This is a genomic window from Pusillimonas noertemannii, assembly GCF_003096595.1.
Lineage (GTDB): Bacteria > Pseudomonadota > Gammaproteobacteria > Burkholderiales > Burkholderiaceae_B > Pusillimonas > Pusillimonas noertemannii.
Map to the genome: position 1 here is coordinate 142,000 of NZ_QEKO01000001.1, position 24,703 is coordinate 166,702.

19 protein-coding genes are annotated in these 24,703 nt (G+C 61.3%); 6 read left to right on the plus strand and 13 right to left on the minus strand.

Features of this window, described 5'->3' with window-relative positions; translation table 11 throughout:
* Window position 1 precedes the first annotated feature (1 nt).
* Genes C7440_RS00680 through C7440_RS00695 form a run of 4 tightly spaced genes read right to left on the minus strand, consistent with a single transcriptional unit; the run spans window position 2 to window position 3,556 of the window.
* Complete coding sequence (locus C7440_RS00680; protein WP_116517068.1) at window positions 2-766, minus strand: ABC transporter ATP-binding protein; 765 nt, start codon at window positions 764-766, stop codon at window positions 2-4.
* A 7-nt stretch (window positions 767-773) separates the two neighbouring features.
* Entirely contained in the window at window positions 774-1,715 is a 942-nt protein-coding gene (locus tag C7440_RS00685; RefSeq protein ID WP_116517069.1) for an ABC transporter substrate-binding protein, read from the minus strand.
* Window positions 1,716-1,748: 33 nt separating this feature from the next.
* Window positions 1,749-2,531 (minus strand): cyclase family protein, encoded by a 783-nt coding sequence (locus C7440_RS00690; RefSeq protein ID WP_116517070.1) that lies wholly within the window; start codon window positions 2,529-2,531, stop codon window positions 1,749-1,751.
* Between the two features lie 32 nt (window positions 2,532-2,563).
* Complete coding sequence (locus C7440_RS00695) at window positions 2,564-3,556, minus strand: fumarylacetoacetate hydrolase family protein (RefSeq protein ID WP_116517071.1); 993 nt, start codon at window positions 3,554-3,556, stop codon at window positions 2,564-2,566.
* A gap of 266 nt (window positions 3,557-3,822) precedes the next feature.
* Here C7440_RS00695 and C7440_RS00700 point away from each other — a divergent pair, with 266 nt between their 5' ends.
* Window positions 3,823-4,743, plus strand: a complete 921-nt coding sequence (locus tag C7440_RS00700) for a LysR family transcriptional regulator (RefSeq protein WP_017523808.1) — start codon at window positions 3,823-3,825, stop codon at window positions 4,741-4,743.
* 163 nt (window positions 4,744-4,906) lie between these two features.
* Window positions 4,907-5,332 carry a GlcG/HbpS family heme-binding protein gene (locus C7440_RS00705; protein WP_165832395.1) on the plus strand — a complete coding sequence of 142 codons (426 nt, stop codon included), beginning with the start codon at window positions 4,907-4,909 and terminating at the stop codon, window positions 5,330-5,332.
* 182 nt (window positions 5,333-5,514) lie between these two features.
* Here C7440_RS00705 and C7440_RS00710 read toward each other — a convergent pair whose 3' ends face one another.
* The 5 genes from C7440_RS00710 to C7440_RS00730 all read right to left on the minus strand — a co-directional run bounded on the left by C7440_RS00710 (window position 5,515) and on the right by C7440_RS00730 (window position 12,482).
* A complete protein-coding gene (locus tag C7440_RS00710; RefSeq protein ID WP_116517073.1) occupies window positions 5,515-6,762 on the minus strand; it encodes an amidohydrolase family protein in 1,248 nt (415 codons plus the stop codon).
* 203 nt (window positions 6,763-6,965) lie between these two features.
* Window positions 6,966-7,892, minus strand: coding sequence for an ABC transporter substrate-binding protein (locus tag C7440_RS00715; protein ID WP_116517074.1), 927 nt, complete (start codon window positions 7,890-7,892; stop codon window positions 6,966-6,968).
* Between the two features lie 43 nt (window positions 7,893-7,935).
* Window positions 7,936-9,675: a CocE/NonD family hydrolase gene (locus C7440_RS00720; RefSeq protein WP_116517075.1), complete on the minus strand. Its 1,740-nt coding sequence runs from the start codon at window positions 9,673-9,675 to the stop codon at window positions 7,936-7,938.
* 123 nt (window positions 9,676-9,798) lie between these two features.
* Window positions 9,799-10,923, minus strand: a complete 1,125-nt coding sequence (locus tag C7440_RS00725; protein WP_116517076.1) for an amidohydrolase family protein — start codon at window positions 10,921-10,923, stop codon at window positions 9,799-9,801.
* Window positions 10,924-11,075: 152 nt separating this feature from the next.
* A complete protein-coding gene (locus C7440_RS00730; protein ID WP_116517077.1) occupies window positions 11,076-12,482 on the minus strand; it encodes a 3-deoxy-D-arabino-heptulosonate 7-phosphate synthase in 1,407 nt (468 codons plus the stop codon).
* Between the two features lie 92 nt (window positions 12,483-12,574).
* Between C7440_RS00730 and glcF the strand changes: the two genes are divergently transcribed.
* Both glcF and C7440_RS00740 read left to right on the plus strand, forming a co-directional pair.
* Window positions 12,575-14,011, plus strand: coding sequence for a glycolate oxidase subunit GlcF (gene glcF, locus C7440_RS00735; protein WP_116517078.1), 1,437 nt, complete (start codon window positions 12,575-12,577; stop codon window positions 14,009-14,011).
* A gap of 19 nt (window positions 14,012-14,030) precedes the next feature.
* Complete coding sequence (locus tag C7440_RS00740; protein ID WP_116517079.1) at window positions 14,031-15,575, plus strand: FAD-binding oxidoreductase; 1,545 nt, start codon at window positions 14,031-14,033, stop codon at window positions 15,573-15,575.
* Here the strand turns inward: C7440_RS00740 and C7440_RS00745 are convergent.
* Complete coding sequence (locus tag C7440_RS00745; protein WP_116517080.1) at window positions 15,542-16,489, minus strand: helix-turn-helix domain-containing protein; 948 nt, start codon at window positions 16,487-16,489, stop codon at window positions 15,542-15,544. The genes C7440_RS00740 and C7440_RS00745 overlap by 34 nt on opposite strands.
* Before the next feature lie 125 nt (window positions 16,490-16,614).
* On the minus strand, window positions 16,615-17,637 hold the full coding sequence (locus tag C7440_RS00750) for an LLM class flavin-dependent oxidoreductase (RefSeq protein ID WP_116517081.1): 1,023 nt from the start codon (window positions 17,635-17,637) through the stop codon (window positions 16,615-16,617).
* A 215-nt stretch (window positions 17,638-17,852) separates the two neighbouring features.
* Here C7440_RS00750 and C7440_RS00755 point away from each other — a divergent pair, with 215 nt between their 5' ends.
* A complete protein-coding gene (locus C7440_RS00755) occupies window positions 17,853-19,382 on the plus strand; it encodes an FAD-dependent monooxygenase (RefSeq protein ID WP_116517082.1) in 1,530 nt (509 codons plus the stop codon).
* Window positions 19,383-19,699: 317 nt separating this feature from the next.
* On the opposite strand, the gene C7440_RS00760 is transcribed toward C7440_RS00755, so the two are convergent.
* Together C7440_RS00760 and C7440_RS00765 are read right to left on the minus strand one after the other, a co-directional pair.
* On the minus strand, window positions 19,700-19,963 hold the full coding sequence (locus tag C7440_RS00760) for a Txe/YoeB family addiction module toxin (protein ID WP_116517933.1): 264 nt from the start codon (window positions 19,961-19,963) through the stop codon (window positions 19,700-19,702).
* Complete coding sequence (locus tag C7440_RS00765) at window positions 19,960-20,205, minus strand: type II toxin-antitoxin system Phd/YefM family antitoxin (protein ID WP_116517083.1); 246 nt, start codon at window positions 20,203-20,205, stop codon at window positions 19,960-19,962. Before C7440_RS00765 ends, C7440_RS00760 begins: the two co-directional genes overlap by 4 nt.
* Before the next feature lie 281 nt (window positions 20,206-20,486).
* Here C7440_RS00765 and C7440_RS00770 point away from each other — a divergent pair, with 281 nt between their 5' ends.
* Window positions 20,487-24,563 (plus strand): AAA family ATPase, encoded by a 4,077-nt coding sequence (locus tag C7440_RS00770; RefSeq protein ID WP_116517084.1) that lies wholly within the window; start codon window positions 20,487-20,489, stop codon window positions 24,561-24,563.
* Window positions 24,564-24,703: the final 140 nt, after the last annotated feature.

Consider the following 24,703-nt stretch of genomic DNA (forward strand, 5'->3'; position numbering starts at 1 on the left):
CTTAATCGTGCCCCAGGTAGTGGTACAGGTCGCGGCGCGGGCGCAGGAAATCGGGATGTTCCTTGGTAGAGAGCTGGTCGCGCGGATGCGGAATGGTCACGTCGATGACCGCCGCCAGGCTGGGCTGCTGGGGCGTGGGATTGCTGCGCAAGGCGATCACCCTGTCGCCCAGGTAGATGGCTTCTTCCAGGTCATGGGTTACGAACAGCACGGTCAGGCCCTGCTCGCGCACCAGGCGCAGCAGCTCGTCCTGCAGGCTTTCGCGCGTCATGGCGTCCAGCGCGCCGAAGGGCTCGTCCATCATCAGCAGCTCGGGTTCTTGCGCCAGGCAGCGGGCAATCTGCACGCGCTGCTGCATGCCGCCCGACAGCTGGGTGGGAAACTTGCCGGCATGCGCCGCCAGGCCCACGGTTTCAAGCACCTTGGAGATTCTTGCAGCCCGTTGGCCGGCGGGCACGCCGGCCGCTTCCAACGCCAGGCTGATGTTGCCTTCGACGGTGCGCCAGGGCAGCAGGGCGCGGCCGTAATCCTGGAAGACAAAGGCGACCTCGCGCGAGGGGCCGGTAATGACCTTGCCCTGCCGGCTGACAGAACCGCCCGAAGGCGTCACGAAACCGGCCGCCGCCCGCAACAGGGTCGTCTTGCCGCAGCCCGAGGGGCCGATGATGGAAATGAATTCACCCTTTTCCACCTCGAACCGGGTGGGCGAAAGAATTTCGCGTCCACCCAGGTGAATCGTGACGTCGTTGAAGCTGAGGATGGGCATGAGGCGGCTACGAAATAATCAGCTTGGAAAGATCGGGCTTGCTCTTGAGCATGTCTTGTTCGGCCATGGTTTCCACCCAATGGTTCAGCTGCTCGACCGTAATCGAGGGGCTGGGCGGATTGATCTCCATGGTAGCCAATACCGGCGGGGGCAGCTTGATGTACTTGCCCAGCTGTTCGCGCACGGCCTTGTCATTGGCGGCATCGGCCACGAACTCGGCGCTTTGGGCGATGGCTTGCTGGAAGGCCTTGACTTCTTTCGGGTGGGCTTCGGCCCAGTCGCGGCGCGTGACGAAGACCAGCGTGGGCATGCCCTCGGGCAGTTCGGCCAGAAAGTGCGACACAAGGCGGCCGCTGCCGCTGGAGACGATGCGTCCCATGAAAGGGTCGACCGTGACCACGCCGTCGATCGAGCCGCCGCGCAGCAAATCGTTGTGCTGCGGAAAGGCCGCCTCGACGAACTTCACCTTGGTGTCGTCGACGCCGTTCTGGCGCAACCACTTGCGGAAGGCGACGTGCAGCAGGGCGCCCAGGCCCGGCGCGCCGATGGTCTTGCCCACACAGTCTTGCGCGGTCTTGATGCCGCTGGCTTCGGTTGCCACGAAGCCAGCGCCGGTCGTGCCCTTGGAAAGCTGCGCCGCGCCCGCTATCACCACATGGTCCAGGCCGCCGTCGACCGACTGCAGGAACACCGAGGGTGTTTCCAGGGCGACCGTAAGCGATCCGGACTGGATGGCGGGCGGCAGCGAGGGGTTCAAGGGTATGAAGCGCGGCACGACATCCAGGCCCAGCTTGCCGAAGTAGCCTTGCTCGACGGCGCTGAACAGGTAGGCGGCGTCGGACACGGTGGTATAGCCCACCGAAACATCGGTGTTGGCAAACACGCGGCCGGGCAGGCCGGCACTGGCCAGCAGGGCGGCGGCGGTACCCAGGAATTCTCTACGTTTCATGGTGTCTCCAGTGGATTTATATGGAATGGGAGTTCAGTCGAAAATGGCCACGGCGCGGGTCCACCCGGCCGAAGCACCGCGAATCTTGTGCGGAAAGCAGCTAATGATAAAACCGTCGGCAGGCAAGGCCTCGAGGTTGTGCAGCTTCTCAAGGTGGCAGTAGCCGATGTCGCGCCCCGCCTTGTGGCCTTCCCACAAAAGGCTTGTGTCGCCGGTTTCGGCGAACTTCTTGGCGGTGTACGAAAAGGGCGCGTCCCAGCTCCAGGCGTCGGTGCCGGTAAGGCGCACGCCGCGCTCCAGCAGGTACATGGTGGCCTCGTAGCCCATGCCGCAGCCCGTGTTCACATAGTCGTCATGGCCATAGCGCGAGCCGGCCCGCGTATTCACCACCACGATCTCCAGCGGCGCAAGCGTGTGGCCGATACGCTTGAGTTCGGCTTCCACATCGGCGGCGGTAACCACATAGCCGTCGGGAAGATGTCTGAAATCAAGCTTTACGCCGGGCTGGAAGCACCATTCCAGCGGCACCTGGTCGATGGTGATCGAAGGCTTGGCCTCGCCCGTCTTGCCGTCCATGGTCGAGTGAAAATGCCAGGGGGCGTCAAGGTGGGTGCCGCTGTGCGTGGTCAGGCGCACCCATTCGGCGGCGGCGGCCTCGCCGTCGGGAAAGTCCTCGGGCCTGGTGCCGGGCAGCAGGTGGGTGAACTCTTCGATGGTGTCCTTGTGGGTCTGGTATTCGATCCGCGGCGCCAGCGGCGGCGGGTCGGACAAGACGTCGTTCTCGAGGTAGATGGAAAGGTCTACGAAGCGGCGCATGGGTTTCTTCAGGTTGAATGGGTTAACAGGCCCTAGACCGTGGGGGCGGGCGCCTTGACGATGCGCTGGTCGATGACGCCGAAGGGCGCCGAGCCGTCGGCGGCGGTGGCCTGCATGCGCACGCGGTCGCCGAAGTGCATGAAAGGCGTCGTTGATTTGCCCTTTTCGATCAGTTCGATGGCGCGGCGCTCGGCGATGCAGGCCGAGCCCGCGGCGCGGTCCGCGTTCGAGACCGTGCCCGAGCCGATGACGGTGCCGGCGGAAAGCTTGCGGGTCAGTGCGGCATGCGCAATCAGGCGGTCAAAGCCGAAGTTCATCTCGGCCCCGTTGGGGTGGCCGAACCACTGGCCGTTGTAGTCGATGTGCAGCGGCAGTTTCACGCGCGCGTCTTCCCAGGCCGGGCCCAGCTCGTCGGGCGTGACGGCCACCGGGGCAAAGCTGGAAGAGGGCTTGGCGTGCAGGAAACCGAAGCCGGTGCGCATTTCGCGCGGCCCAAAGCCGCGCAGGCTCACGTCGTTGATCTGCACCACAAGCGCGATGCGCCGCAGCGCCAGCTCGGGCGGGCAAGCCATGGGCACCTGCTGCACGATTACACCGAACTCGCCTTCGAAGTCGATGCCGTGGGCTTCGTCGGGCAGCGGAATGTCTTCGCTGGCGCCCAGGAAGTCGTCGGATGCCCCCTGGTACATGACGGGAATAGTGTCCATGTCGGGAATCGGGTCAGTGTTGAATGCCTTTTCCATCAGGCGACCGTGGTTCAGGAAGGCCGAAGCGTCGCACCATTGCGGCGCGCGCGGCAGGGGGGCGGCGGCCTGCGCGGGGTCGAAATCGAAGGCATCTTGAGCCTGGCCCGCATTCAAGGCCTGGTACAACTGACGCAGCAAGGGCTCGCAGCGGCTCCAGTCCTGCAGCGCGGCCAACAGGTTCGGCGCGATGGCCGAAGCTTCGGTGGCCCGCTCCAGATCGCGCGAAACCACGACCAGGCGGCCGTCCAGGGTGTCGTTCTTCAGTGTTGCCAGTTTCATTGTCCGAGCCTTTGCAAGCGAAGCCTTTGCCATTGCGGAAGCAACGCAGGGTAGCTGTTGCCCCTGCTGCCAGGAAACGCGGGTACCGGCCCCTCGGGCGCGAGCACCGTCTCCTGCTTATATTTGATCGTTGCCCTGGATAGTAGGAAATTGGCGTCTCGAGCGGAAATCGATTTTGCCGATAGCAGGTATTGGGCGGCCGGGCGCCGCCCTGCTATATCATCGAACCCTAAGACATATAAATTCACTCCGAGGGAATCCGGGTCATGCGCTACCAGCGAATCGATCTCAATCTGCTCGTGGCGCTCGATATTCTGCTGGCCGAGCGCAACGTTACGCGCGCCGCCGAGCGCCTGCACATCACGCAGTCCGCCGCCAGCGGCGTGCTTTCCAGGCTGCGCGATTATTTCGAAGACCCCCTGCTGGTGCAGGTGGGCCGCGACATGCGGCTTACGCCCCTGGCCGAAAGCCTGGTCGACCAGGTGCGCGACATTATCGTTCGCATCGACAGCACCATGGCCGCGCGACCCGAGTTCGACCCGGGCGAGGCCCAGCGCCACTTCGTCATCATCGCCTCCGACTACGTGTCGCGGGTGCTGATGGCCGACGTACTGCAGCGCATCAGCGCACTGGCGCCGGCCATTACCTTCGAGCTGCGGCCCACCTCGCCGCTGATGGTGCGCGACATCGAACAGGGCAGGGTCGACCTGCTTATCACCCCCGCCCATCTTGTCAGCGCCGATCATCCCAGCACGCCGCTGTTCGACGACACCTATACCGTCGTGGCGTGGGACCAGAACCCGATTTGCAAAAAAGGCCTTACCCTCGACACCTACCATTCGGCCGGCCACGTGGCGTATCGCTATGGCCGGGGCGGAAACCCCTGGTTCGAGCAGTGGTATGCCAACCAGCATGCGGAAACACGCCGGGTCGAGGTGATTACGCACGACTTCAACCTGATCTCGCGCTTTGTCATCGGTACGAACCGGCTTGCAACCGTGCAGACCCGCCTGGCGACGCAGTTCGAAGAGTCCATGCCCGTGCGCCTGTTTCCGCTTCCCATGAATACGCCGCGCCTGGTCGAGGTGCTGCAATGGCACAAGTACCGCGAAACCGATCCGGGCTGTATGTGGCTGCGCGAGCAGATCATAGAAACCGCCCGCCAGTTGCCTGTCATTTCTGATTGACGCCAACAGGGTGTTGCGAGTCGGCGGGCGGATTCATCGTTGCGGCAGCGCTTCGCAAAGGCCGTGAAGCCAGGGAGAAGCGATAAATCCATGTGGAAGGCGCAAACCCAAGAGGAAGCGTTGGACCCAGAACATGAACTTTGTCTTTTTTCAGGAGCAAAAAATGAGCAAACTCACCTTGGCGCAGGCCAACCAGATCATCGCTTCGGCCCTCGAGAACGCACGTTCCAAGGGCTACAAGCCCATGGCCGTCGTGGTCATCGACGAACACGGCAACACCCGCGCCGTGCAGCGCGATGATGGCGCCAGCATGTTCCGCATAGACATTGCCACGGGCAAGGCCTGGGGGGCGGTGGCCATGGGTTCATCCAGCCGTTCCCTGGCCGAGCGCGCCGCCGGCAACCCCAACTTCTTTGGCGCCCTGGCCTCGACCAGCGGCGGAAAGTTCCTGCCCCAGCCGGGCGCGGTGCTCATCAAGAACGCGCAGGGCGAGATCGTGGGCGCGGTGGGCGCCAGCGGCGGCACCGGAGATGAAGACGAAGAGATCTGCATCCACGGCGTCAACGCCGCGGGTCTGGACCACGCCTGATTCTCTTATGGGCGCATCGGGACTCTTTGTCCATCTCGCGGGATTTCAATAGAGCCCTGAGAGACGCCTATTGGCAAGCCTGCTTAAGCCAATAGGCGCCGGGCAATTCTCGTCACTCATGGGATTCCCTTCGCCGGCATAGCCGGGGTGCTTGACGGCGGCTCTACGCCTAGCAGTTGAGATCAGACGTTGGTGTGCGCGGCCGCCGGCGCCTTGTGGAAGCGGCCGTCCTTCATGATGGCCAATAGGCGCCGCTTGTCCTGCAAAATGGTGATGTCCTGCGTCGGGTCGCCGTTCACCAGCAGAATATCGGCCAGATAACCGGGCTTGACCAGGCCCAGCTCCGTTCCCATGCCCATAATCTGCCCGCCCAGCGCCGTGGCCGCGTGCAGCACCTCTGCAGGCGTATAGCCGAACAGCCGCACGAACAGTTCAAGGTCCCAGGCATTGCGGCCTGTGGGGTTATAGGGGAACCCGTAGTCGCCGCCCGGCAGCACCCGCACGCCGCGGCGCTTCAGCTCCGGCACCAGCTTTTGCTGCCGCTCGATTGTTTCGGCCGCAAAGCGCTTCATCTGGCCCAGGTCGACATTGCCGAAGGGCGTTGCATCCACCAGCGCCTGCATCATGCCCACCGCCGGCGCCATGAAGATCTCGTCGCGCCTTGCCTCCAGCATGTCCAACGCCTCTTCGTCGGCGAACGAACAGTGGTAGATCACCCGAAACCCGTTGCGCGCCGCCATCTTCACCGCTTCGGCCGCCTGCGCATGCGCGCAAAGCCACACACCCGACTCGCGTGCCTGTTCACCCGCCGCGCGGGCTTCTTCCTCGGTATAAAGCAGCTGCTGCGACGTACCCGGAACCAGCGTGTCTTGCCCCGAAAGCAAGAACTTCACCGACTTGGCGCCGATGCGCGCGCATTCCTTGACGAACTCGCGTATGGCTTCCGGCCCGCTGCCGTGGTCTTCCACATGGCCGGTGGAAAGCGCCTCGGGGCTGGGCGGTTCGCGTTCGATGGAAGAAGGCACCAGCCGCGGTCCGGGCAGGCCGCCGTCTTCAATATGCCGATACAGCGCGGCCTCGATCAGCTTGCTTAGCGAGCCGGCCGAGTAGGCGCTGGTATAGCCGTGATCGAGCAGAATACGGGCGTTGCGGGCGGTGCCCAGCACCAGCTCTTCGATCGGCAGCGACATGCCGGGCACAAAGCGCTCCACCGACGTGGGCCAGGAAAGATGGGCGTGCGCTTCGACCAGGCCCGGCATCAGCGTGGCGCCCTTGCCATCAATGATCTGATCGTTTTCTTTTGCAATGGATGCTTTGCCGGCCACGGCCACCTGCTCGATTCGGTTCTTTTTCACACGAACCTGGCCATCGAAAACGGGCGTGCCGCTGCCGTCAAAAATATGGACGTTGGTAAAGGTAATGGCTTGCACGAGGTCTCCCTAAACACTGTTTGCTTGAAGTTTAGGAAGGGCGGACAAAGAGCGGAAACCGTTTTTGGCGATACCTGCTATTTCCGAACGGGTGCCGGGTTCGCAGCAGGGGGCGTCGCCCGCCACCAGAGAGATGGGTTGTGGCGGAGCCCCGCGTGCGTTTCGCGTTCCGGGAAGGCGTCTTGGCGTTGTTCCGGCTTCCGCTACTTTGCGATGATCGCCCCGGCGTCAGGCTTGGCCCTGATCAGCTCCATGCCGTGCATGGTGTCGATCCAGAACGACAGCTGCTCGGGGCTTGCCTCAGCGCTTAGACGCGGAGTGGGTATGGAAGCCAGAACCGGTGCGGGCAGCTTGATGTACTTGGCAAGGTCTTCGCGCGCCGCTTCCGGATTGGCCTTCGTGAACTCGATCGCTTCGGCGATGGCGGCACGAAACTGGCCAACGGCGGCCTGATTGGCTTCTGCCCACTTGCGTGTGGTGGCATAGAAGACGCCGGACGTGTTCTCGGGAAGGAAGGCCGGAAAATAGGCCAGCACTCTTGCATTGCCCGCTTTTACCGCCCGGGGCAGGAAGGGGTCGGCGCTTACGCCCGCGTCGATCGTTCCGTTCTTGAGCAGATCACCCGTTTGAGGAAAATTGACCTCGACGAAATTCACCTTCCCGGTGTCGATGCCCTGGTCGGCTATCCATTTGCGGGCCAGCACATACAGCGAGCCGCCGATGGAAGGCACCCCCACTTTCTTGCCGACCAGGTCTTCGGGCTTGTGAATCTCCGATGGCGCCCCGGCAAGCAAGCCGAAGTTCTCGTCCGTCTTGGCGGTTACGCTGGTTCCCGCAACGGCGACCAGATCGAGTCCGCCATCTATGCCTAGCAGCATATTGGTGGGCGGCAGGGTGGCCATCTGCAGCGAGCCTCCCTGCAGGCCGGGAGCCAATGCGCCGCCGGCCACCTGCTGGAAGGTGACATCCAGGCCGTGCTTCTTGAAGAAGCCTCTTTCCTGGGCCACGAATGAGGCCAGGTAATCGGCCACCCCCGTGTGCCCGAGGGTTATCTTGGTTTGGGCGTGGGCGCCCGATGTTGCGGCAAATGTGAACGCCAGGGCGCAGCACGCCTTCTTGATCCAATGCATGAGGGTCTCCTTGAGTGGTATGAATGCTTTCTGGTTGGGGGCATCAAGCCGGAATTACGGGCAGCAGCAGATGCAACGGATGGTCTTCGCCCGAGTGGATCGTGATCGTGCCGTCGAAGACCTCTGCGGGCCTGTCTTGCGGATCGTCATGCAGGTGCAGCGAGCAGCCGCGCATTTCTATTCCGCCGTACGTTCGCGGCATCGGACCAGGCAGGCCGTGGTCGAAGTCTTGCCCCGCCACTGTCAGGGCAAGCCGCCATCCACGGGGCAGCACGATGGAAGTCGGCCAGATCTCTATGTCCAGTTCATAGATTTCGCCCGGCGTCAGCGGCTGGGCTTCGTCATGAGCGTGATAGGGGCGGTAGGGCAGCGATTTCCCTGCGTCGAGCTTGCGGTGCGAGGCCCGCAGCCATCCATAGGCCACCGGGTTATTGGGGTCGGAGGCGCCCGTAAAGAGCGCCTCCCGGCCGTGCGGGCCAAAGGCGCGCAAGGTCAGGAAGAGGTCCGCGTCGGCGGTGCTGGAGGACACGAACAGCTTCGCCGCCACGGGCCCCGTCAATTCCAGCTCTGTTTTTTGAGGCTCCGTCCAGAACGTGATGCCTGGCGAGAAGCCGCGGTAGTGCGCGCTGGCCGGCCCCGGAGGTACCTCGCGCAAGGTCTTGCCCGAGGCATCCAGATAGTGGCGCGTCCATTGGGTGCGGGCCAAAGGCCATTCCTGCTCTTCGCGTTTGATGAAGCGGTCGGGATGGCGCACATTGAGCTGGACGGGCGCCGTTTTCTCCCATCCGTTGTCTTCGCCCTTCAGGAAGTGATCGAAGAACTTGCGCATCATTGCGCGGCCTTCCCGCGTGTAGTATTCGGTCCAGTGCTCGTAGCCGTGCATTTCCAGCCACTTCTGCCTTGAGCCCGCCCGTTGATAGCCCTCGGTATTGCCCCTTAGATGCAAGCCCAGGCCGCCCCAGTTTCCGCGGGACAAAACGGGCACCTCGATGTTCTCCAGCGCCGGGGTGCGTTGCCTGAAGTAGTCGTCGTCAAGCGTATGGGCCCGCTGTTCGGCGGGCAGGTCGGCAATGCGGGCCGCCAGGGCCTCGGGCGGCTCGGTCTGGGGGCCGGCTATCAGCTCGCCGGTGTTGGGGTTGCTTTTGCCGCGTTCGCCCAGCCCGTTCTGTACTGCCGACACCTGCACCGGGTACCAGCGTATCCAGAACGTGCACAATATGCCCCCGTGACGTACGGCGTCGCGATAGAAGTCGGCCGCGCCCTCGAACGGGCAGATTGCGGCAAGGTGCTTGGGCCGTGTGGCCGCTACTTGCCACTGGTTCATGGCGTAGTACGAGATGCCGGTCAGGCCCACCTTGCCATTGCTCCAGCTTTGCGTGCCCGCCCACTCGATGCAGTCGTGGAAATCCTGGGTTTCCCGCGGGGACAGCACGTCGATGCGGCCGGGGGAACGCCCCGCTCCACGGGAATCGACGCGAATACAGACGTAGCCGTATTCACGCGTCCAGATTTCAGGGTCGGGCGTTTCCCAGGCCTGGTATTTGTTTGACGAATCCGCGAGCGCCTCGGGGTGGTCGCGTTCCAGGGCATTCCATGCAAAGGCATAGCCCGTCTGGAAAGGCAGGCCCTTGGCATAAGGGCCGTGGGTCATGAGCATGGGGTACCTGCCCTCGCCCAGCGGCCGATAAACATCGGCCCGCAGCACGGCGCCGTCGTCCATGGTGATGGGAACATCCCAGTCAATGGCCATGCCGTCGCGTACTTCCGTCTTGAAGTCGTTCACGTCTCCTCCAGAATGCGTCGATAGGACTGCTTATTTCTTTGCTCGAATCCTAGCCAGCATTCTGGGGATGGTGAAATCGTTTCTCGCGATACCTCGTATTTTTCTGTGCCGGGGGGCTCCGGCTCAAGCCTTTTTCACTGCGCGGTACTGGAGCGCCTGATCGATGTTCAGCCCCAGCAGATGACAGGCGTTGCCGCCCAGGATGCGGGCTTTCTCTTCATCGGAAAGCCCCTCCACACTGTCCACGAGACGGTGCAACTGATAGTCGCCCATGTCGAAGGGGTAGTCGGTGCCGGCTACGACCTGGCCCGCTCCCACGCGCTCGATCAGGTGGCGCAGTGAAACCGGGTCGTAAACCAGGGTGTCGAACCAGATGTTGTGCAGGTGGCCGGAGGGCGGCAGTGCCGGCGCAGAGGCCTCGGGGCGTACGCGCCATGCATGGTCGCTGCGGCCGCTGTAGGCCGGCAAGTAACCGCCGCCATGAGCGGCGACCAGCTTCAAGCCGGGATGTCGATCCAGTGTGCCGCTGAATATCAACGACGACAGCGCGATCGTCGTTTCCAGGGGCTGGCCTATGCTGTTGGCAAGATAGTATTGATCGATGCGGCTTCCCAGGCTTGTGCCGAAGGGGTGTATGAACACCACGCAACCCAGCTCTTCCGCTTTGGCCCAGAAGGGCTGAAGCGACGCATCGGCCAGTTCCCGCCCTGCGACCTGGGTCGATATTTCCACCCCCTTGAGGCCCAGTTCGCGTACCGCGTATTCCAGCTGCCGCGGCGCCAGCTCTGCATGTTGTGCCGCGACATTGCCCAAGCCGCACAGCCTTTCGGGATGCTGCTCGCAGAGGGCGGCGATGGATTCGTTCTGCAGGCGCACGAGCTCGATCGCAAGCTCTGGGTCGGCCCAGTAATAATATTGCGAAGGCGAGGGGCTTATTACCTGGACGTCAACGCCCATCGATTCCATGTCGGCAAGACGCATGTCAAGGTCGACCAGGCGGCGGCCCGCCGCCGGCAGCATTACCCGCTTGTTGTGCTCTACCGAAACAGCCCCCATGCCCAGCGCCTGTTCCTGAAGTTCAGCCGTCTTCTCGGGTCGGTCGTTCGTCATTGCTTCTATAGCCGGCACAATCACGTGGCAATGCATGTCCACGGTCAGCGGACGTTTATCCGGGTCGGCCCAGACCTTTGCGCTGGGCTGGGAAGGGCAGTTGGGCGGGCAGGCATCGCTGCAGGTATGCAGTTTCATCGCTTTGTCTCTTGGATGCCTGGCGCGGGCCGCTGCCGCATCGAGTTGATCGTACGCGGCCGGCACGGCGCCACCAGGCAGGTTCTTGTGCGTGGTTTGCCCAAGTGTAGGAAGGGTTGGCGGCCAGCGGAAACCGTTTTTGGCGATACCAGCTATCGATTCCTGATGGCGGCCATCAGGTCGTCCGCATGAACCATCAGTTCCCGCACCTGATGCAGCGCCTGGTACTGATGCAGCACGCCACGCCATTGGGAAGATTCCAGCAAGTCGTGCCAGATGGGCAGCAGCTCTTGTGGGCTGGCATCGTGCCCTTGTGCCAGCTTGTTGGCGAATTCCAGGCTGGCCTGCGCGGATAGCAACTGCATCCGGCTGGCCGGGCTGAGCAGGCGAGGGTTGGCTTCGGCGGGCGCGTCGCAAAAATAGAGTACGGTGCGCTTGAGCGGATCGGTGTTCTTGGCGTCGGCCGTGCCCATGGCTGCGGCCTCAACCGCCTTCAGTGCCGAAAGCGAAGCCCCGCGCAGGCGCACCGCTTCTTGCGTGGTTTCGAAAGTATAGATTGTGTCGCCATCGGCCTGCGACAACAGGCGCAGGCCGCGCAGCAATCGCGGAAGGTCGGTCGTGGCCGCCTCCACAGATGCCTTGGCCTCGACCAGCAAGAGCACATCCCAGCTTCCTTCGCCACTTTCCGCCCTGCGCAGCAACACCGCGTCCCATTCGCTTTTCGCGCGTTCGGCGTTGGTGGACAAGGAAGCGGGCACTCGCAGTGAGGTGACGACGTGATATGAGCCGGCGCTGCCTTCTTCCCTATCAAGCTTTTGGGCCAGCGCCTGAAGCGCTTGCATCGCCAGGTTTTCCACTTCCGCGCCTCGCTGCCGCGAAGCTGTGCCCTGTGTGGCGGCGCCGGCGCTTCCAGGGCGCGGCCCATTCCGGTCGCGTAGCGACAGGTATCGCTGGACCAGTGCGTCGGGCTCCAGTTCCTTCAGGCGCTGAAGGCGGTCCAGTGCCGCTTCACCACGTATGCGAGCGATGCCGCGCGCCAACGGCGGGTCGACAACAATATCAGGCAGTTCAAGAACTGCTCGCGTTGCGTCCGCCAACTGTTTCCATGCTGCCGAAAACGCCAGCTCATGCAAAAGGGCCAAGGCCTTCGCTTGCTGATCGGACGAAGCCCGCGCCTGCTTGGCGGGATGCGCCACCGCATTGACTGCCGAGCGAACCGCGCGGCGGTCCTGGTCGGCGCGAGCCAGCAATGACGCGTACTCGCGGACATGCGCGGCCCGGTGTTGCAGCACCATGGCCTGGAAGGCCGGGTCTCCCTGCTCCGGCCGCATGGCATCGCGGATCATGAGAGAGAGCGCTTCCAGGAAAGCTAGCCTGGAAATTTCATCGGGAGTCTCGCCCCGCGCCAGGGCCGCGCGGGCTTGCTCAATGGCGACAGCCAGGGCTGTGGCGGGGTTGTCGCCTTCCGGAAGCGGGAATAGGTCTGGTACAGACGGCACGCGGTAGCGGCGCGCGACGCTTCGAAGTATTTCGTCGAGTACTGGCGGGCGCACTGCCATTGCGCAATTCCCCAAGAAGAGAGCGTCAATCTCCAAGAGTATGGCCGCGGGATTGGCGATGATGAAAGTATATAGAACCCCCCGCTTTCAAGATGAAAACCAGTTTTACGGAAATTCAGCTGGCCCGGCCCGACATTGCCGAGGCCGACAAGATATTGGGCACCTGCCAGCACTTCGGCTTTTGCACCTCTGGCTGTCCCACCTATACCTTGCTGCATGATGAAAACGACGGCCCGCGAGGCCGCATCGACCTCATCAAGGAAATGCTGGAGCAGGGCGGCAGCCCCTCGCCTGAAACCGTCGGGTATATCGACCGATGCCTCTCTTGCATGTCGTGCATGACGACCTGCGCGGTCAAGGTCGACTACATGCACCTGGTGGACATCGGGCGCGCCTATATCGAAGAGAATTATCGGCGGCCATGGCGCGAAAGGCTTGTTCGAGGCGTGCTGGGCTACGCCCTGCCCAGGCCCGGGCTGTTCAAAATCATGCTGGGCGCCGGCCGGCTGGCCACGCGATTCGAAAAGTGGGTGCCGCCCTCGCTGCGCCACATGACTCGGTTGGTTCCCGCCGCTTCTCAAGGAGCAGCGGCTTCAAGGGCCTCGTGTACTGTGTACCCTGCCCGGGCCGAGAGGCGCTGGCGTGTCGCCATGCTGGCTGGCTGCGTGCAACCAGTGTTGTCGCCGCATATCAACGACGCCACCATTCGGGTACTGACGCGAATGGGCTGTGAGGTGGTGGTTCCTCCCTTGGCCGGCTGCTGCGGATCGTTGAACCTACACATGGGCAAGCGCGACGCCGCCCTGCGGTTCGCGGCCGCCAACATACGCGCATGGCTTGCCGAGATGGACGGCCAGGGCCTGGACGCCATTGTCGTCAACGCCTCGGGTTGCGGCACTACGGTCAAGGATTACGGCCATATGTTCAGCGGGGATGCGGAACTGGCGGAAGCGGCGCGGCGTGTTTCGAGCATTGCGGTCGATATTTCCGAATGGCTGCAGCGCATCGAGGCCGATGCGGCTATTGAAGCTGATGCTGCTGAAGAAGCGCAGCTGCCTCCTTATATAGTGGCATACCACGACGCCTGTTCACTGCGCAATGCGCAGAAGGTAACGGTGCAGCCCAGGGCCTTGCTGCGCAAGGCGGGCTTCCAGGTGGTGGATGTGGCCGAGTCCCACTTCTGCTGCGGCTCCGCAGGTACGTACAACATGCTCCAGCCCCGGCTTGCGCAGCAGCTGGGCACGCGCAAGGCCGCCAATATCGAACCTGTTCGGCCGCAGATCATCGCCGCGGGAAACATCGGCTGCATCAGCCAGATCCGCTTGTACAGCGGTATACCCATCGTGCACACGGTAGAGCTTCTGGACTGGGCCCACGGCGGGCCGGTGCCGCCCGCCTTGCAGGGCGTGAGTCTGGAGACGCCTGAGCCGCTGGCGCCAGAGCCCAAACAGACAAGCACCACGCAAGCCCCTATCCACATGCATCAAGACGCCGGCTCACCAGACGACAACGAAGTGGGCGTCTGGTGAACCCTAAGGAGGAAGACAAATGAGCAGCAATATTTCAGCTTTTCTTGACGCGGCCTCGACCGCCCTGGGCAAGGAATGGGTCGACCAGCGGCCCGAAACAATAAAACGCTATGGCGAACATACCCTGCCGGGCGCCGAGCGCCCACCGGCCGCGGTGCTGTTCCCGGAATCAACCCAGCAGGTGCAAAACATCGTGCGCGCCGCCAACCAGCATGGCGTGCAGCTGTATCCCATCAGCACGGGCAACAATATCGGCCTGGGCTCTCGGGCGCCGGTCAGGCCGGGGCAGGTGATTGTCGACCTTGGCTACCGCATGAACCGCATCCTCGAGGTGAATGAGGAGACCTGCTTCGCCGAGGTGCAGCCCGGCGTCAGCTTCCAGATGCTGCACGATGAACTGGTTCGCCGGGGCGACAAGCTGATGGTGTCTGCCACCTCGGGGCCGCCTCATGGCGGCATCCTGGGCAACGCCATGGACCGGGGCGCTGGGTACGGCCCTTACTTCGACCATTTCGGCATGCTGTGCGGCATGGAGGTGGTGCTGGGCAATGGCGATATCGTGCGCACCGGCGACGGCAGCCTGGAGGGCGACAATCTGGTTAACTGGCATGTGTCGAAGTATTCCTTCGGCCCGGCCCTGGACGGCCTGTTCGCGCAGTCGAACTTCGGCATCGTTACGCGGGCCGCCATCTGGCTCATGCCGCGTCCTCCTGCCGCAAGATCATTCCACTTCGTCTTTCCAGACGATGACGACATTGGCGAGATCATCGACCTGTGCCGCCCGATGAAGCTTTCAAACTTCGTGCCGACGCTGTTCCGCATTTCGAATGACCTGTACGCCATGGCGCCGGAAGACCAGAACTGGGAATACCTGCAAGGCAGCAAGCTGGCTTTCTCGCTCGAGGGCAGAAAGGCCTTGCAGCAGAAGCATGGCCTGGGCGCCTGGCAGGTTTCGGGCATGTTCTACGGGGCTTCCGACGCCGCCATCGAGCCTTCCATCCAGCGCGTAAAAGCGCATTTCGAGCGCAGCGGCAAGGCGCGCTACGTCAGCCACGACGAGGCCCTGGGCATTCCGGCCCTGAACATCGCCGTCGACGCTATGAGCGGGCGGCCAAGCGCCAACGAACTGGGCATGCTGCAGTGGCGGCCCGGCAGCGGGAACTCGTGGTTTCTGCCCGGCACGCCCATGGTGGGCCGCCAGGCCCTGGAGCTTGACCGCCTGGGCCGGGAAATCTATGCCAGGCACGGCATGGACTACATCATCATGCATGTGGCTTCGGCGCGGTTCACCCGCGGCCTGCACGTGCTGGTGTGGAACAAAGACGACGCCGACGAGAACGCCCGCGCGGACGCCTGCTACAAAGAACTGGCCCACGAGTTCGCCAAGCGCGGGGTCGGTGTGGGCCGCGCCCCGGCAGACTATCACGAGCTGCACATGGGCATGCTGATGCCTTCCCTGCAAAAGGCGTTCGGCGAAATCAAGAACGCGCTCGACCCCAATGGCGTCATTGCCCAGGGCAAATACGGAATCTACGGGGCGGGCGAGCCTGCCGAAGCCCGGTAGGCCGAGGGGCTCATCCCGTAGGCGCGCTTGAACAGATGGTTGAAGTGCGAGATGTCGTTGAAGCCGCTATGGTAGGCAACGTCGGAGACCGACAAAGAAGCAGAGGCCCTGAGCTTTGCCGCCGCCGCCGAAAGCCGCGCCTCGGTGATGAGCTTGGTAAAGCTGGTGTCCATGTCCTGCAATTCCTTTTGCAGCAGGCGCGATGATATATTCAGGCCTGCCGCCGCTCGCGCCAGCGAAATGTCGGGATTGGGGGCGATTGTTCGCAAATGCTGCTCGATGGCGCGGCGTCGCAGCTGCCTGGAATCGACAGCGTCCACCCCCTCGTGCGCCGCACTGATCCTCAGCAGATTGCACAGGTTCTCGGCAAGCAGCGGCAGCTCGTGCACGTTGATCGTGCTGCCCGTATCGGCGATCTCTTCCAGATAGGCAAGCAGCATATTTGCCAGCCCGCCTTGCGGCGTAAAAGAAAGAGGGCGTCCGGCAACAAGGGCGGGCAGGGCGGTTTCAACAGCATGAACCGGCAGCTTGGCCACCATGCGCCTTACGTTCTGTGAAAACAGCACGCTCATTGGCCTGCGTCCATCCACAATGGCCAGGCTGCCGGGCATAAGACAGATCGACGTTCCCGCTTGCTCGATGACGGCCTGGCCTTCCAGCTGCCAGCTAAGGAGATAGCCCGCCCCGCCCGAATTGGCGTAGGTTTCGCGGCTGCACGACACCTTGTGCGGCGTGCTCCAGAAACGGGTGCAGCTGACGTCCCCATATCGGCGGCCCGCAATATACGCCCGAAAAGGAGCGGAGCCCGGGCCGCTGACCGACACGTTATGGATCATCTTGCGCACGATGTCTTGCCACGCGTTGCTGCCGCCCCGCAGGGCGGGAACATGGGCCGACAGGGCGATTTCCTCCATGAGGTGCTCCTAAGATGTAACGGCACGCGGGTGGGCGAACTCTGGACTACGATCTCAATGTAGATCAGCACCCGGTGGCTTGTCCATCAAGATCAGCGACGAGGTTATCGCTTCGGTAGGCCCGGTCAGCGCCATCCAAGCGCCGGCGCAACGTGCGTCAAGATCGCCTCGATTACGTGCGCGTTGTAATCTACGCCAAGCTGGTTCGGAACCGTCAGCAGAAGGGTGTCGGCCTCTGCGATAGCTTCATCCTTCTTCAACTGCTCGACAAGCACATCCGGCTCGGCCGCATAGCTGCGCCCGAACACCGCGCGTGTCTTCTCATCAATGAAGCCCAACTGGTCTTCGCTTTGCCCTGAACGACCGAAGTAGGCCCGGTCCTGGTCATTCACCAGCGCGAAAATGCTGCGGCTGACCGAAACGCGCGGCTCTCGCGTGTGGCCCGCCTCTTTCCATGCCGCCCTGTACGCCCGAATCTGCGCCGCCTGTTGAACATGAAAAGCCTCGCCCGTTTCGTCGTCCTTGAGCGTTGAGCTTTGCAGGTTCATGCCCAGCTTCGCCGTCCAGACGGCCGTGGCGTTAGAGCTCGAACCCCACCAGATGCGATCGCGCAGCCCTTCCGAATGCGGTTCAATGCGCAGAAGGCCCGGCGGATTCGGAAACATCGGCCGAGGGCTGGGTTCCGCAAACCCTTCGCCCCGCAGCAGGTTCAGAAAGATTTCCGCATGCTGGCGCCCCATGTCCGAAGCGTCCTGCCCTTCGGCCGGTTCATACCCGAAGTAGCGCCAGCCATCGATCACCTGCTCGGGCGAGCCCCGGCTGATTCCCAGCTGCAAGCGCCCACCCGCAATAAGATCCGCCGCCCCGGCGTCTTCCACCATATAGCAAGGGTTCTCATAGCGCATGTCGATCACCCCGGTGCCGATCTCAATGCGCCGTGTCTTCGTGCCCACCGCAGCAAGCAGCGGGAAGGGAGAAGCCAATTGCCGCGCGAAGTGATGGACCCGAAAATACGCCCCGTCCAGCCCGAGTTCCTCGGCGGCTACGGCAAGGTCTATGGATTGCAGAAGCGCATCGGATGCCGAGCGTGTTTGCGATTGGGGGGAAGGCGTCCAGTGGCCGAAGGAGAGGAAACCGAGTTTTTTCATCGTAGGGCGACCTGTAGGTTTTGCGGGCGTTCGTGCCGCGCGTGGTTCGCGCGGCTGCGGGTGTTGTCAATGCTACGATTCTAGTGCTTTCGTCGCCGAATACGTTGTCTAAAGAATGGGCCTCCAGAAAAGCCAGAGACCATGCTGAAACTCTGATTGACAGCCAAGCCACATCCCCATTAAATGACTTCAAGGCCATTTAATGGAGATAACCCATGGCGCACGTTGCTGATGTCCTTATCTCGGGCGCCGGGCCTACCGGTCTGGTTCATGCTCTGTGGCTCACCCGGCAGGGGGTGAGCGTAAGAGTCATCGACAAGCTCGATAAGCCGGTTAAGGCCTCACGCGCCATGGCGGTGCAAGCACGCACCCTGGAGCTATATCGGCAAATCGGCCTGGCCGATGCGGTGGCGGCGACTGGCCATCCTATTCCCACGATGAACCTATGGGTGAAAGGGCAGCGCCGGGCCCGCTTGCCCTTTGCGGAGGCGGGCGCCGATGTCACCCCTTATCCCTTCATCTTGAGCTACCCGCAAGACGAGCATGAGCGCCTTCTGATCGAAAAGCTGCAATCTATGGGGGTTGAGGTAGAGCGTCAGACCGAGCTTGTCTCGTTTGAAGCCAAGCCCGACCATGTTCTGTCCAGGCTCAAGAAGGCCGATGGTCCCGAAGAGGTTTTCAAGTCGGCCTATCTGTGTGCCTGCGACGGCGCCAAGTCGACCATTCGTCACCAGCTTGGCACCGACTTCGAGGGGGGGACCTACAAGCAGGTCTTTTATGTGGCCGACGTGAAGCTTAGCGGGCTGGAACCCGCAGGCGAAGCACACATTGCCTTGGATAACGCCGACTTCGTGGCCGTGCTGTCTTATGGTCGTTCGGGCTTGAGCCGCTTGATTGGCGTGGTAAGCGATGCCGACCCCGACACGCTCGGCTTTGAAGACGTGAGCCACCGCGCCATTGACGGGCTAGGCGTGAAGATCGAACAGGTCAATTGGTTCTCGACGTATCGCGTGCACCATCGGGTTACCGACAATTTCAGGCACGGGCGAGTGTTCTTGCTGGGTGATGCGGCCCACATCCACAGCCCGGTCGGCGGCCAGGGCATGAATACCGGCATTGCCGACGCAATCAACCTGGCCTGGAAACTTACAGCGGTTCTCAAGGGGCAGGCAGACGATGCGCTGCTCGAAACCTATAACCAAGAGCGCCGGGCGTTTGCAAACACCCTGGTGGAGACCACCGACCGAGTCTTCACGTTCGTAACGGCCGAGAGCAATTTTGCCGACTTCGTGCGCACGCGAATTGCCCCCGTCGTGGCCGGCTTGGCTTACCTTGTCGAGGGCGTGCGGGAAATGATGTTCAGGATCGTTTCGCAGACCACCTTGAACTATCAGGAAAGCGCATTAAGTGCGGGCACGGCTGGAAAGATAGAAGGGGGCGACCGTCTTCCGTGGGTGGAGGTAGGCGGCGTAGACAACTTCGGGCCGCTGTCACACATTGAGTGGCAAGCACATGTCTATGGCACTGCGTCACCCGGCCTCAAAGCATGGGGCCAGCGTCGCGGCATTCCTGTCCATGAGTTCGAGTGGCACGACAAACATGGCCAAGCAGGGCTCGCGCGCGACGCCGTCTATTTGCTCCGACCCGACACCTATGTGGCCTTGGCCGAGCCCCATGCATCCGTCGAAGCCTTGGACCAATACCTGCAGTCGCGCGCTTTAGTTACCAAATACTTCGTTCAATGAGTTCGCGTCGAGCAAGGCCAGTGACCACGTTTTCAGGTCTTCCGGTGTGGCGTTTTCAAGCCGCTGTTGAACAGATTCGGGCAGCGGGCCGAGCTTATCCCAGTCGCCCTAGTCGCGCCCAAGGCGCTGCAATAATGCCCTGGATAACCCACGCACGATGGCGGGGCTTCAGTTCAACGGCTGCGTTCGTGATGCTTGGCCGCAAGCTGCTTCGAGTTGCATTCTCCGTCTGGCGCAGCCAAAAGCCCTTCGATGCAGAGCAATTTATGCGAAATACCGCTTGCGCCCAACTATAGAATCTCAGACTGTCAGACTCGCTACTCGTAATGCGTCCACATTCTCAAAACACGGACGATACGTTCCTGGACGAACACCTCATACACCAATCGATGCTGGATATTGATTCTGCGGGAATAGGCGCCAGAGAGGTCACCGACCAGCTTTTCGTAAGGCGGAGGGTTCTGCAACGGGTCAGCCTCCAGTATTCCAATCAGTGCTTGCACTTTGGTCTTGAAGCCAGCCGCAGCAACCTTTTTCGCATCCTTGAGCGCTGCATTTGCGTAGACAACCTGCCAAGTCACCAATCAAGCTCCTTGGCACTACTCTCCAGGGGTTCCGCCATCCCTTTCTTGATGGAGTCGCGCATGCCTGGTATGGAGGCCAGATACAGAGTTTCCTGGATGGCATCCCAATCTGCCTCGGAGATGAGCACCGCGCTCGAACGCTTGCCGGCAATTCGAATCGGCTGGTGAGACTCGGCTGTTTGGTCGATAAGGCGATAGAGGTTGGCACGCGCCTCGGTCGCAGTCATTGTGGTGGACATAGGACATCTCCTAAATACACTTACATCGTACGTTTTTGCGTACGCTTAGTCAAGCCCCATGTTACTTACCAGAAGCCGACCCTGAGCGGTCATTGACAAAGGGATTTCAACTTTTCCCCTGTCGTCACAGGGGCTTAAATGGGCACCCAAGAATGATCCATATCGCTTCAGTCCCAAGATGAGGGATGTAATAGCGGAGACATCGGCCATACTGGGCGCAAGGAACCTAGAACCACTGGTAGGATATGCTGAAAATGGCTATTTAGCGTGTACTAAGCGCAATGAAGAAGCAGAACATTTTCACATCCGGAACGGATAGCCTCATCCCGCAGGGGGACGCTGCCCGTCAAGCTATAGATTCCCTCCGCGGGTATGTCTATCAAGTCACTGCAGCCGCACTCGCTTGGCTTGACGTCGAGGCAACATCAAAGATTTTCCTCGAAGTGGCCGAGGATTACGCTGTCGTCGCCGCAGACGCCATCAGAGCTGTCCAGGTCAAAGATACTCAAGCGTCAGGAAATGTCACGCTCAATACAGAAAGCGTACGCGATGCGATCGCAAGCTTCGTCACGCTGACGGCTCTGAACCATGATGCGGATGTGCATCTCAGGTACTTCACGACGTCGGAGATCGGCACGGAAAAAGCACGGCAGGATCGCCCGGGCGGCGCCCCCGGACTCATGTACTGGCGAAGCGTTGCGAAAGGGGCCGACGCAACGCCGCTTCGCGAAATACTCGATAGCGACAAGTTTTCCGATCCGGTGCGCGAGTTCGTCAGGTTCCGAGGGGACGACGAGCTCCGCCGTGACCTGTTTCGTAAGATCCATTGGGATTGCGGGAAACCTGATCTGACTTCGTTGCGCAAAGAATTCCAAGATCGTCTCGTCGTCGTTGGCCGCGATACCTTCGGTATTCCCGCACCGCACGCACTGCGGATCTCGAGCCTGCTCATTCACCACGTTCTTGAAAAGAGCATCGGAAGCTCCGCCGTCGACCGGGTGCTCACGCGCGCCGACCTCATTTCTGTCATCGATCATGCTTCTAGGGTATCCGTCCCAATAGCGATGCTGGGGACCCTGGCCAATACATCGTCAGGGCTACTGGCTCAGATGGTGGACGGCGCCGACGCCGGATTGCCTGTCACCGTCGGTCTCCCAGTCTGGCTAGCCGATGGCTCCGATCTGCCCACGGCCAAACGGGCAGTACAGCGTCCGGAAGTCGAAAAAGCGATCGAAGACAGGCTGCGAACATGCGGCGCCTGCTTCGTGGCAGGCGCGAGTGGAGTCGGGAAATCGTCGGTATCGCGGGCGGTCGCCGAAAGAGTTGGCAAGAACTACTTCATCGTGGATTTCCGCGACGCCGGTGCCGAAGAGACGCGGGGCCGCCTGGACACCCTGCTGTCACGCCTGGGCGGAATACGTGCGCAGGTCATCATTCTCGATGACCTGAACCAATTCAACGATCCGGGTCTCGCAAGCTTGGCCGGGCGAGTTTTCGAAGCATTGGGTCGGCGAGATATCGCGGTAATCGCGACCTCGTATGCCATACCGACGCCGAAAGCGCTATCCTCCGTAGGCCAGGATCCGGGTTCCACGATTGATTGTCCCTACTTCTCCGAAGAGGAGTCGGCGAGTTTGGTGGGGTTGCATGGCGGCGACCCCAATCTTTGGGGGAAGCTCGCTCACGTGAGCGGCGCATTCGGCCATCCGCAACTGGTGCATGCGTTCATCGCCGGTGTGGCCGCCCGCGGATGGCCTCGTTCCGAGATTCCGGCCATCATCAATGCAGGATTGTCCACTGGGGACATCACGGCCGAACGCGAGGCTGCGCGCCGTTCGCTCATCTCGGTTCTTCCGGAGAGCAGCAGAAACCTGCTCTATCGATTGAGTATGGCGATAGGCAGCTTCAACCGCACCGCCGCATTGAGTATTGCCGCCGCACCACCACCGATCGCACAGGCTGGGGAAGCCCTGGATGCCCTGATCGGGCCTTGGGTTGAAACTACGGGGCGCGACAGCTATCGCGTCTCTCCGTTGGCTGGGCAATCTGGGAAGGACATGCTCCTGCCCGAGGAACAGCAGGCGATTCACCGTGCAATTGCGTCGCAGCTCATGTCGGGAGGTTCGGTCGACGCCAGAGATGTCGACAAGATCATCCTGCACGCCATGCTGGGCAAGAACGAGCCTGTGTTGGCATCCCTAACGTTCAAGCTCCTGACCGCGGACAATCAGGTAATCAGCTTCCTTGCTGAGAACCTCACGCTACTGAGGTTGTTTGATGCCGAAAAACCTATCTATTCGGACAACATCTACATGTCGACGGCGTTGCGGCTGGTGCAGTTCAAGGTTTTCGCTGCGGGGAAAGAGAAGGGGCCTATCGAGCCATATGTCCGCGCCCTGCTGAGGGAGTCCGGGCAGATGGAGCTTGAAGCCCGTGAGATGTTTCAGATAATAATCCTCGGCACGGTTCTCGGGACAATGGGGGTCGCCAATCATCTCGAAAACTGGATCGAACTTCTCTTGCGATTTCATGCCATTTCAAGCGGCAACGAGTTCTCAAGCAAGTTGCTCGCCGACGTAGAAGCGAAGCCAGGGACGGACAATAGGAGCGTCGGGATGTTGTTTGCCATAGGTAGCTCGAACCTGACCGCCGTTGCGAAACTTGAACATGTGTTCGACCAGTTGGACCAGCTTGAACCAGAGCAACGAGAAATGCTTCTGCGACCGGTCGGAGAAGTCACGTCCGATTACGCCGTGCTAGTTAACAGCCCGTGGGTGACGGAGCAGCACAACGGGCTTGATGCACTCGATGCCGCCGAGCGTTACCGGAGGATGGCTGTACGGACCTCCACGTGGGGATTTCGTCGGATAACCATCCAGTGCAGGATTGCACAAGCCGTCATGCTGGACGAGTACGCCGATGACTTCAAGGGCGCGTTAAAGGTACTCGATGAGGCGGCGGCCGAGAGCGGCGATGACGTACTTATCGATAGAGCACGAGCGAAAATTTACTGGCGGGCACAGGATCACGAGCGCGCGCTTTTCATTCTTCGCGGAATTGCCGAAGTAGTGGGGAAGGATAACAACGTTGAGCGGGCGTTCGCATTGCGGGAGGCGGCGATAAGTGCGGCGAACTGCGATGATTGGGCGCAAGCAGAAGAGTGGTTCCTTGAAAGCAAGATTTCGGCATCAGCAGCGGAACTGCCGGACATGCAGGCGATGTCCGTTGGTCTTGGTGCGGATGCAGCGGTCGCAGCGTTCAAGGCCGGACAAACCGAGCGATGTCTCAGGGGCTTGGCCGATGCGCTGGTTGCGCTTGGCGGAATCAAACCGGAGGCTTCGCTTAAATGTGTTCACTGCCACCATCTGGTGCGGCATACGATATTGTGGCTGCAGTCCCAACTGGAAGGAAGGGAGGTAATGCTCGGCAACGAGCCTCTCTCCATGCGGCCGGGGATTTGCAGCAACCCCGAACCGGCAAAGGAGATAGCGGAACGCCCGCTGGGATCGCTCGACATTGCTTGGTACATGCTTGCAGAGTCCGAACTGATGAGTCGCACGAACGTCGGCATCCTGGATGGCCTTTCTGCGAGTCTCAATGAGGGATCGATTCCAATGCTGGAGATGAGCCTTCGATCGAGGCGTTTGGGGATCGAGATCGAAGACAGGAATCCAGTCGGTTTCACGCACCACCTGCTTGGTCATGTCGAAGGGATGGCATATTTGTCAAATCATGCGCAGGAACTCAGGCGTCAATCGAATCTGCTGAATCCGGCGCGCGCAGCTATCCCGGTGCTCGCGCCAGGTGGTGTCCAGCCGGCCTTTGTTCCTTTCATCAATGATGCCGTGTACGCTTACGCAATTTCATGCGCATGCAGGCAGACGCCGGAATCCCTGCTGGAGTTGACTGTAGCGCTAGACGCGCATTTTGGCCAGGGAGTGATAGGTGTGGAGGTCTTCTCACGCACTAGTTCCGGCGGCGACAGATCGGCCATCGCGTCGTTCGAAGATGCCCTAATCGATTCCGTCTCTACGTTTCGGCATGGTGTTCATGCGACGCCCCTGGAGTACTGCGTCGCGGGCCTGCGGTTCCTGCAACAGGCACAGCGCTCAAGTTTCAGAGCCAGTCTCGTTCCGATCATTGCCGCATGGCAGCGAAATGCGTGGGAAAGGATCGTGGTTTCAGAAAAATTTCAGTTGTATCAACCATATAGGACTGTTCCAGCGATTGAAATCTCACTTTCCTCGGAGTTGAATAATGAAAGATTTCTTTGTTCGCTAATTCTTGCAGGCGCTGATGCCACTAAAGTGGTGATACCACATAATGTTCGTACACGGTTCGAGGAAATGATTGGTTGATTGCGAACTGCGTCGAACCTTATGCGAACGTCAGCTTCTGGCCGAACGCGGTCATTGTTTAGGGTGAAAAACAGGACTGGAACGCATCTAACAATCCTTGCCGTCTACTAAATGGTCTGAGCGGCAAGCGTTTCTGTGCA

Bases quoted from the DNA above. Each gene is read 5' to 3' on its own strand.
- glcF (WP_116517078.1), top strand. From the start codon at position 12,575: ATGAAAACCAGTTTTACGGAAATTCAGCTGGCCCGGCCCGACATTGCC.
- C7440_RS00750 (WP_116517081.1), bottom strand. From the start codon at position 17,637: ATGAAAAAACTCGGTTTCCTCTCCTTCGGCCACTGGACGCCTTCCCCC.
- C7440_RS00755 (WP_116517082.1), top strand. From the start codon at position 17,853: ATGGCGCACGTTGCTGATGTCCTTATCTCGGGCGCCGGGCCTACCGGT.
- C7440_RS00700 (WP_017523808.1), top strand. From the start codon at position 3,823: ATGCGCTACCAGCGAATCGATCTCAATCTGCTCGTGGCGCTCGATATT.
- C7440_RS00695 (WP_116517071.1), bottom strand. From the start codon at position 3,556: ATGAAACTGGCAACACTGAAGAACGACACCCTGGACGGCCGCCTGGTC.
- C7440_RS00680 (WP_116517068.1), bottom strand. From the start codon at position 766: ATGCCCATCCTCAGCTTCAACGACGTCACGATTCACCTGGGTGGACGC.
- C7440_RS00725 (WP_116517076.1), bottom strand. From the start codon at position 10,923: ATGAAACTGCATACCTGCAGCGATGCCTGCCCGCCCAACTGCCCTTCC.
- C7440_RS00740 (WP_116517079.1), top strand. From the start codon at position 14,031: ATGAGCAGCAATATTTCAGCTTTTCTTGACGCGGCCTCGACCGCCCTG.
- C7440_RS00730 (WP_116517077.1), bottom strand. From the start codon at position 12,482: ATGGCAGTGCGCCCGCCAGTACTCGACGAAATACTTCGAAGCGTCGCG.
- C7440_RS00715 (WP_116517074.1), bottom strand. From the start codon at position 7,892: ATGCATTGGATCAAGAAGGCGTGCTGCGCCCTGGCGTTCACATTTGCC.
- C7440_RS00685 (WP_116517069.1), bottom strand. From the start codon at position 1,715: ATGAAACGTAGAGAATTCCTGGGTACCGCCGCCGCCCTGCTGGCCAGT.
- C7440_RS00765 (WP_116517083.1), bottom strand. From the start codon at position 20,205: ATGTCCACCACAATGACTGCGACCGAGGCGCGTGCCAACCTCTATCGC.
- C7440_RS00690 (WP_116517070.1), bottom strand. From the start codon at position 2,531: ATGCGCCGCTTCGTAGACCTTTCCATCTACCTCGAGAACGACGTCTTG.
- C7440_RS00705 (WP_165832395.1), top strand. From the start codon at position 4,907: ATGAGCAAACTCACCTTGGCGCAGGCCAACCAGATCATCGCTTCGGCC.
- C7440_RS00770 (WP_116517084.1), top strand. From the start codon at position 20,487: ATGAAGAAGCAGAACATTTTCACATCCGGAACGGATAGCCTCATCCCG.
- C7440_RS00745 (WP_116517080.1), bottom strand. From the start codon at position 16,489: ATGGAGGAAATCGCCCTGTCGGCCCATGTTCCCGCCCTGCGGGGCGGC.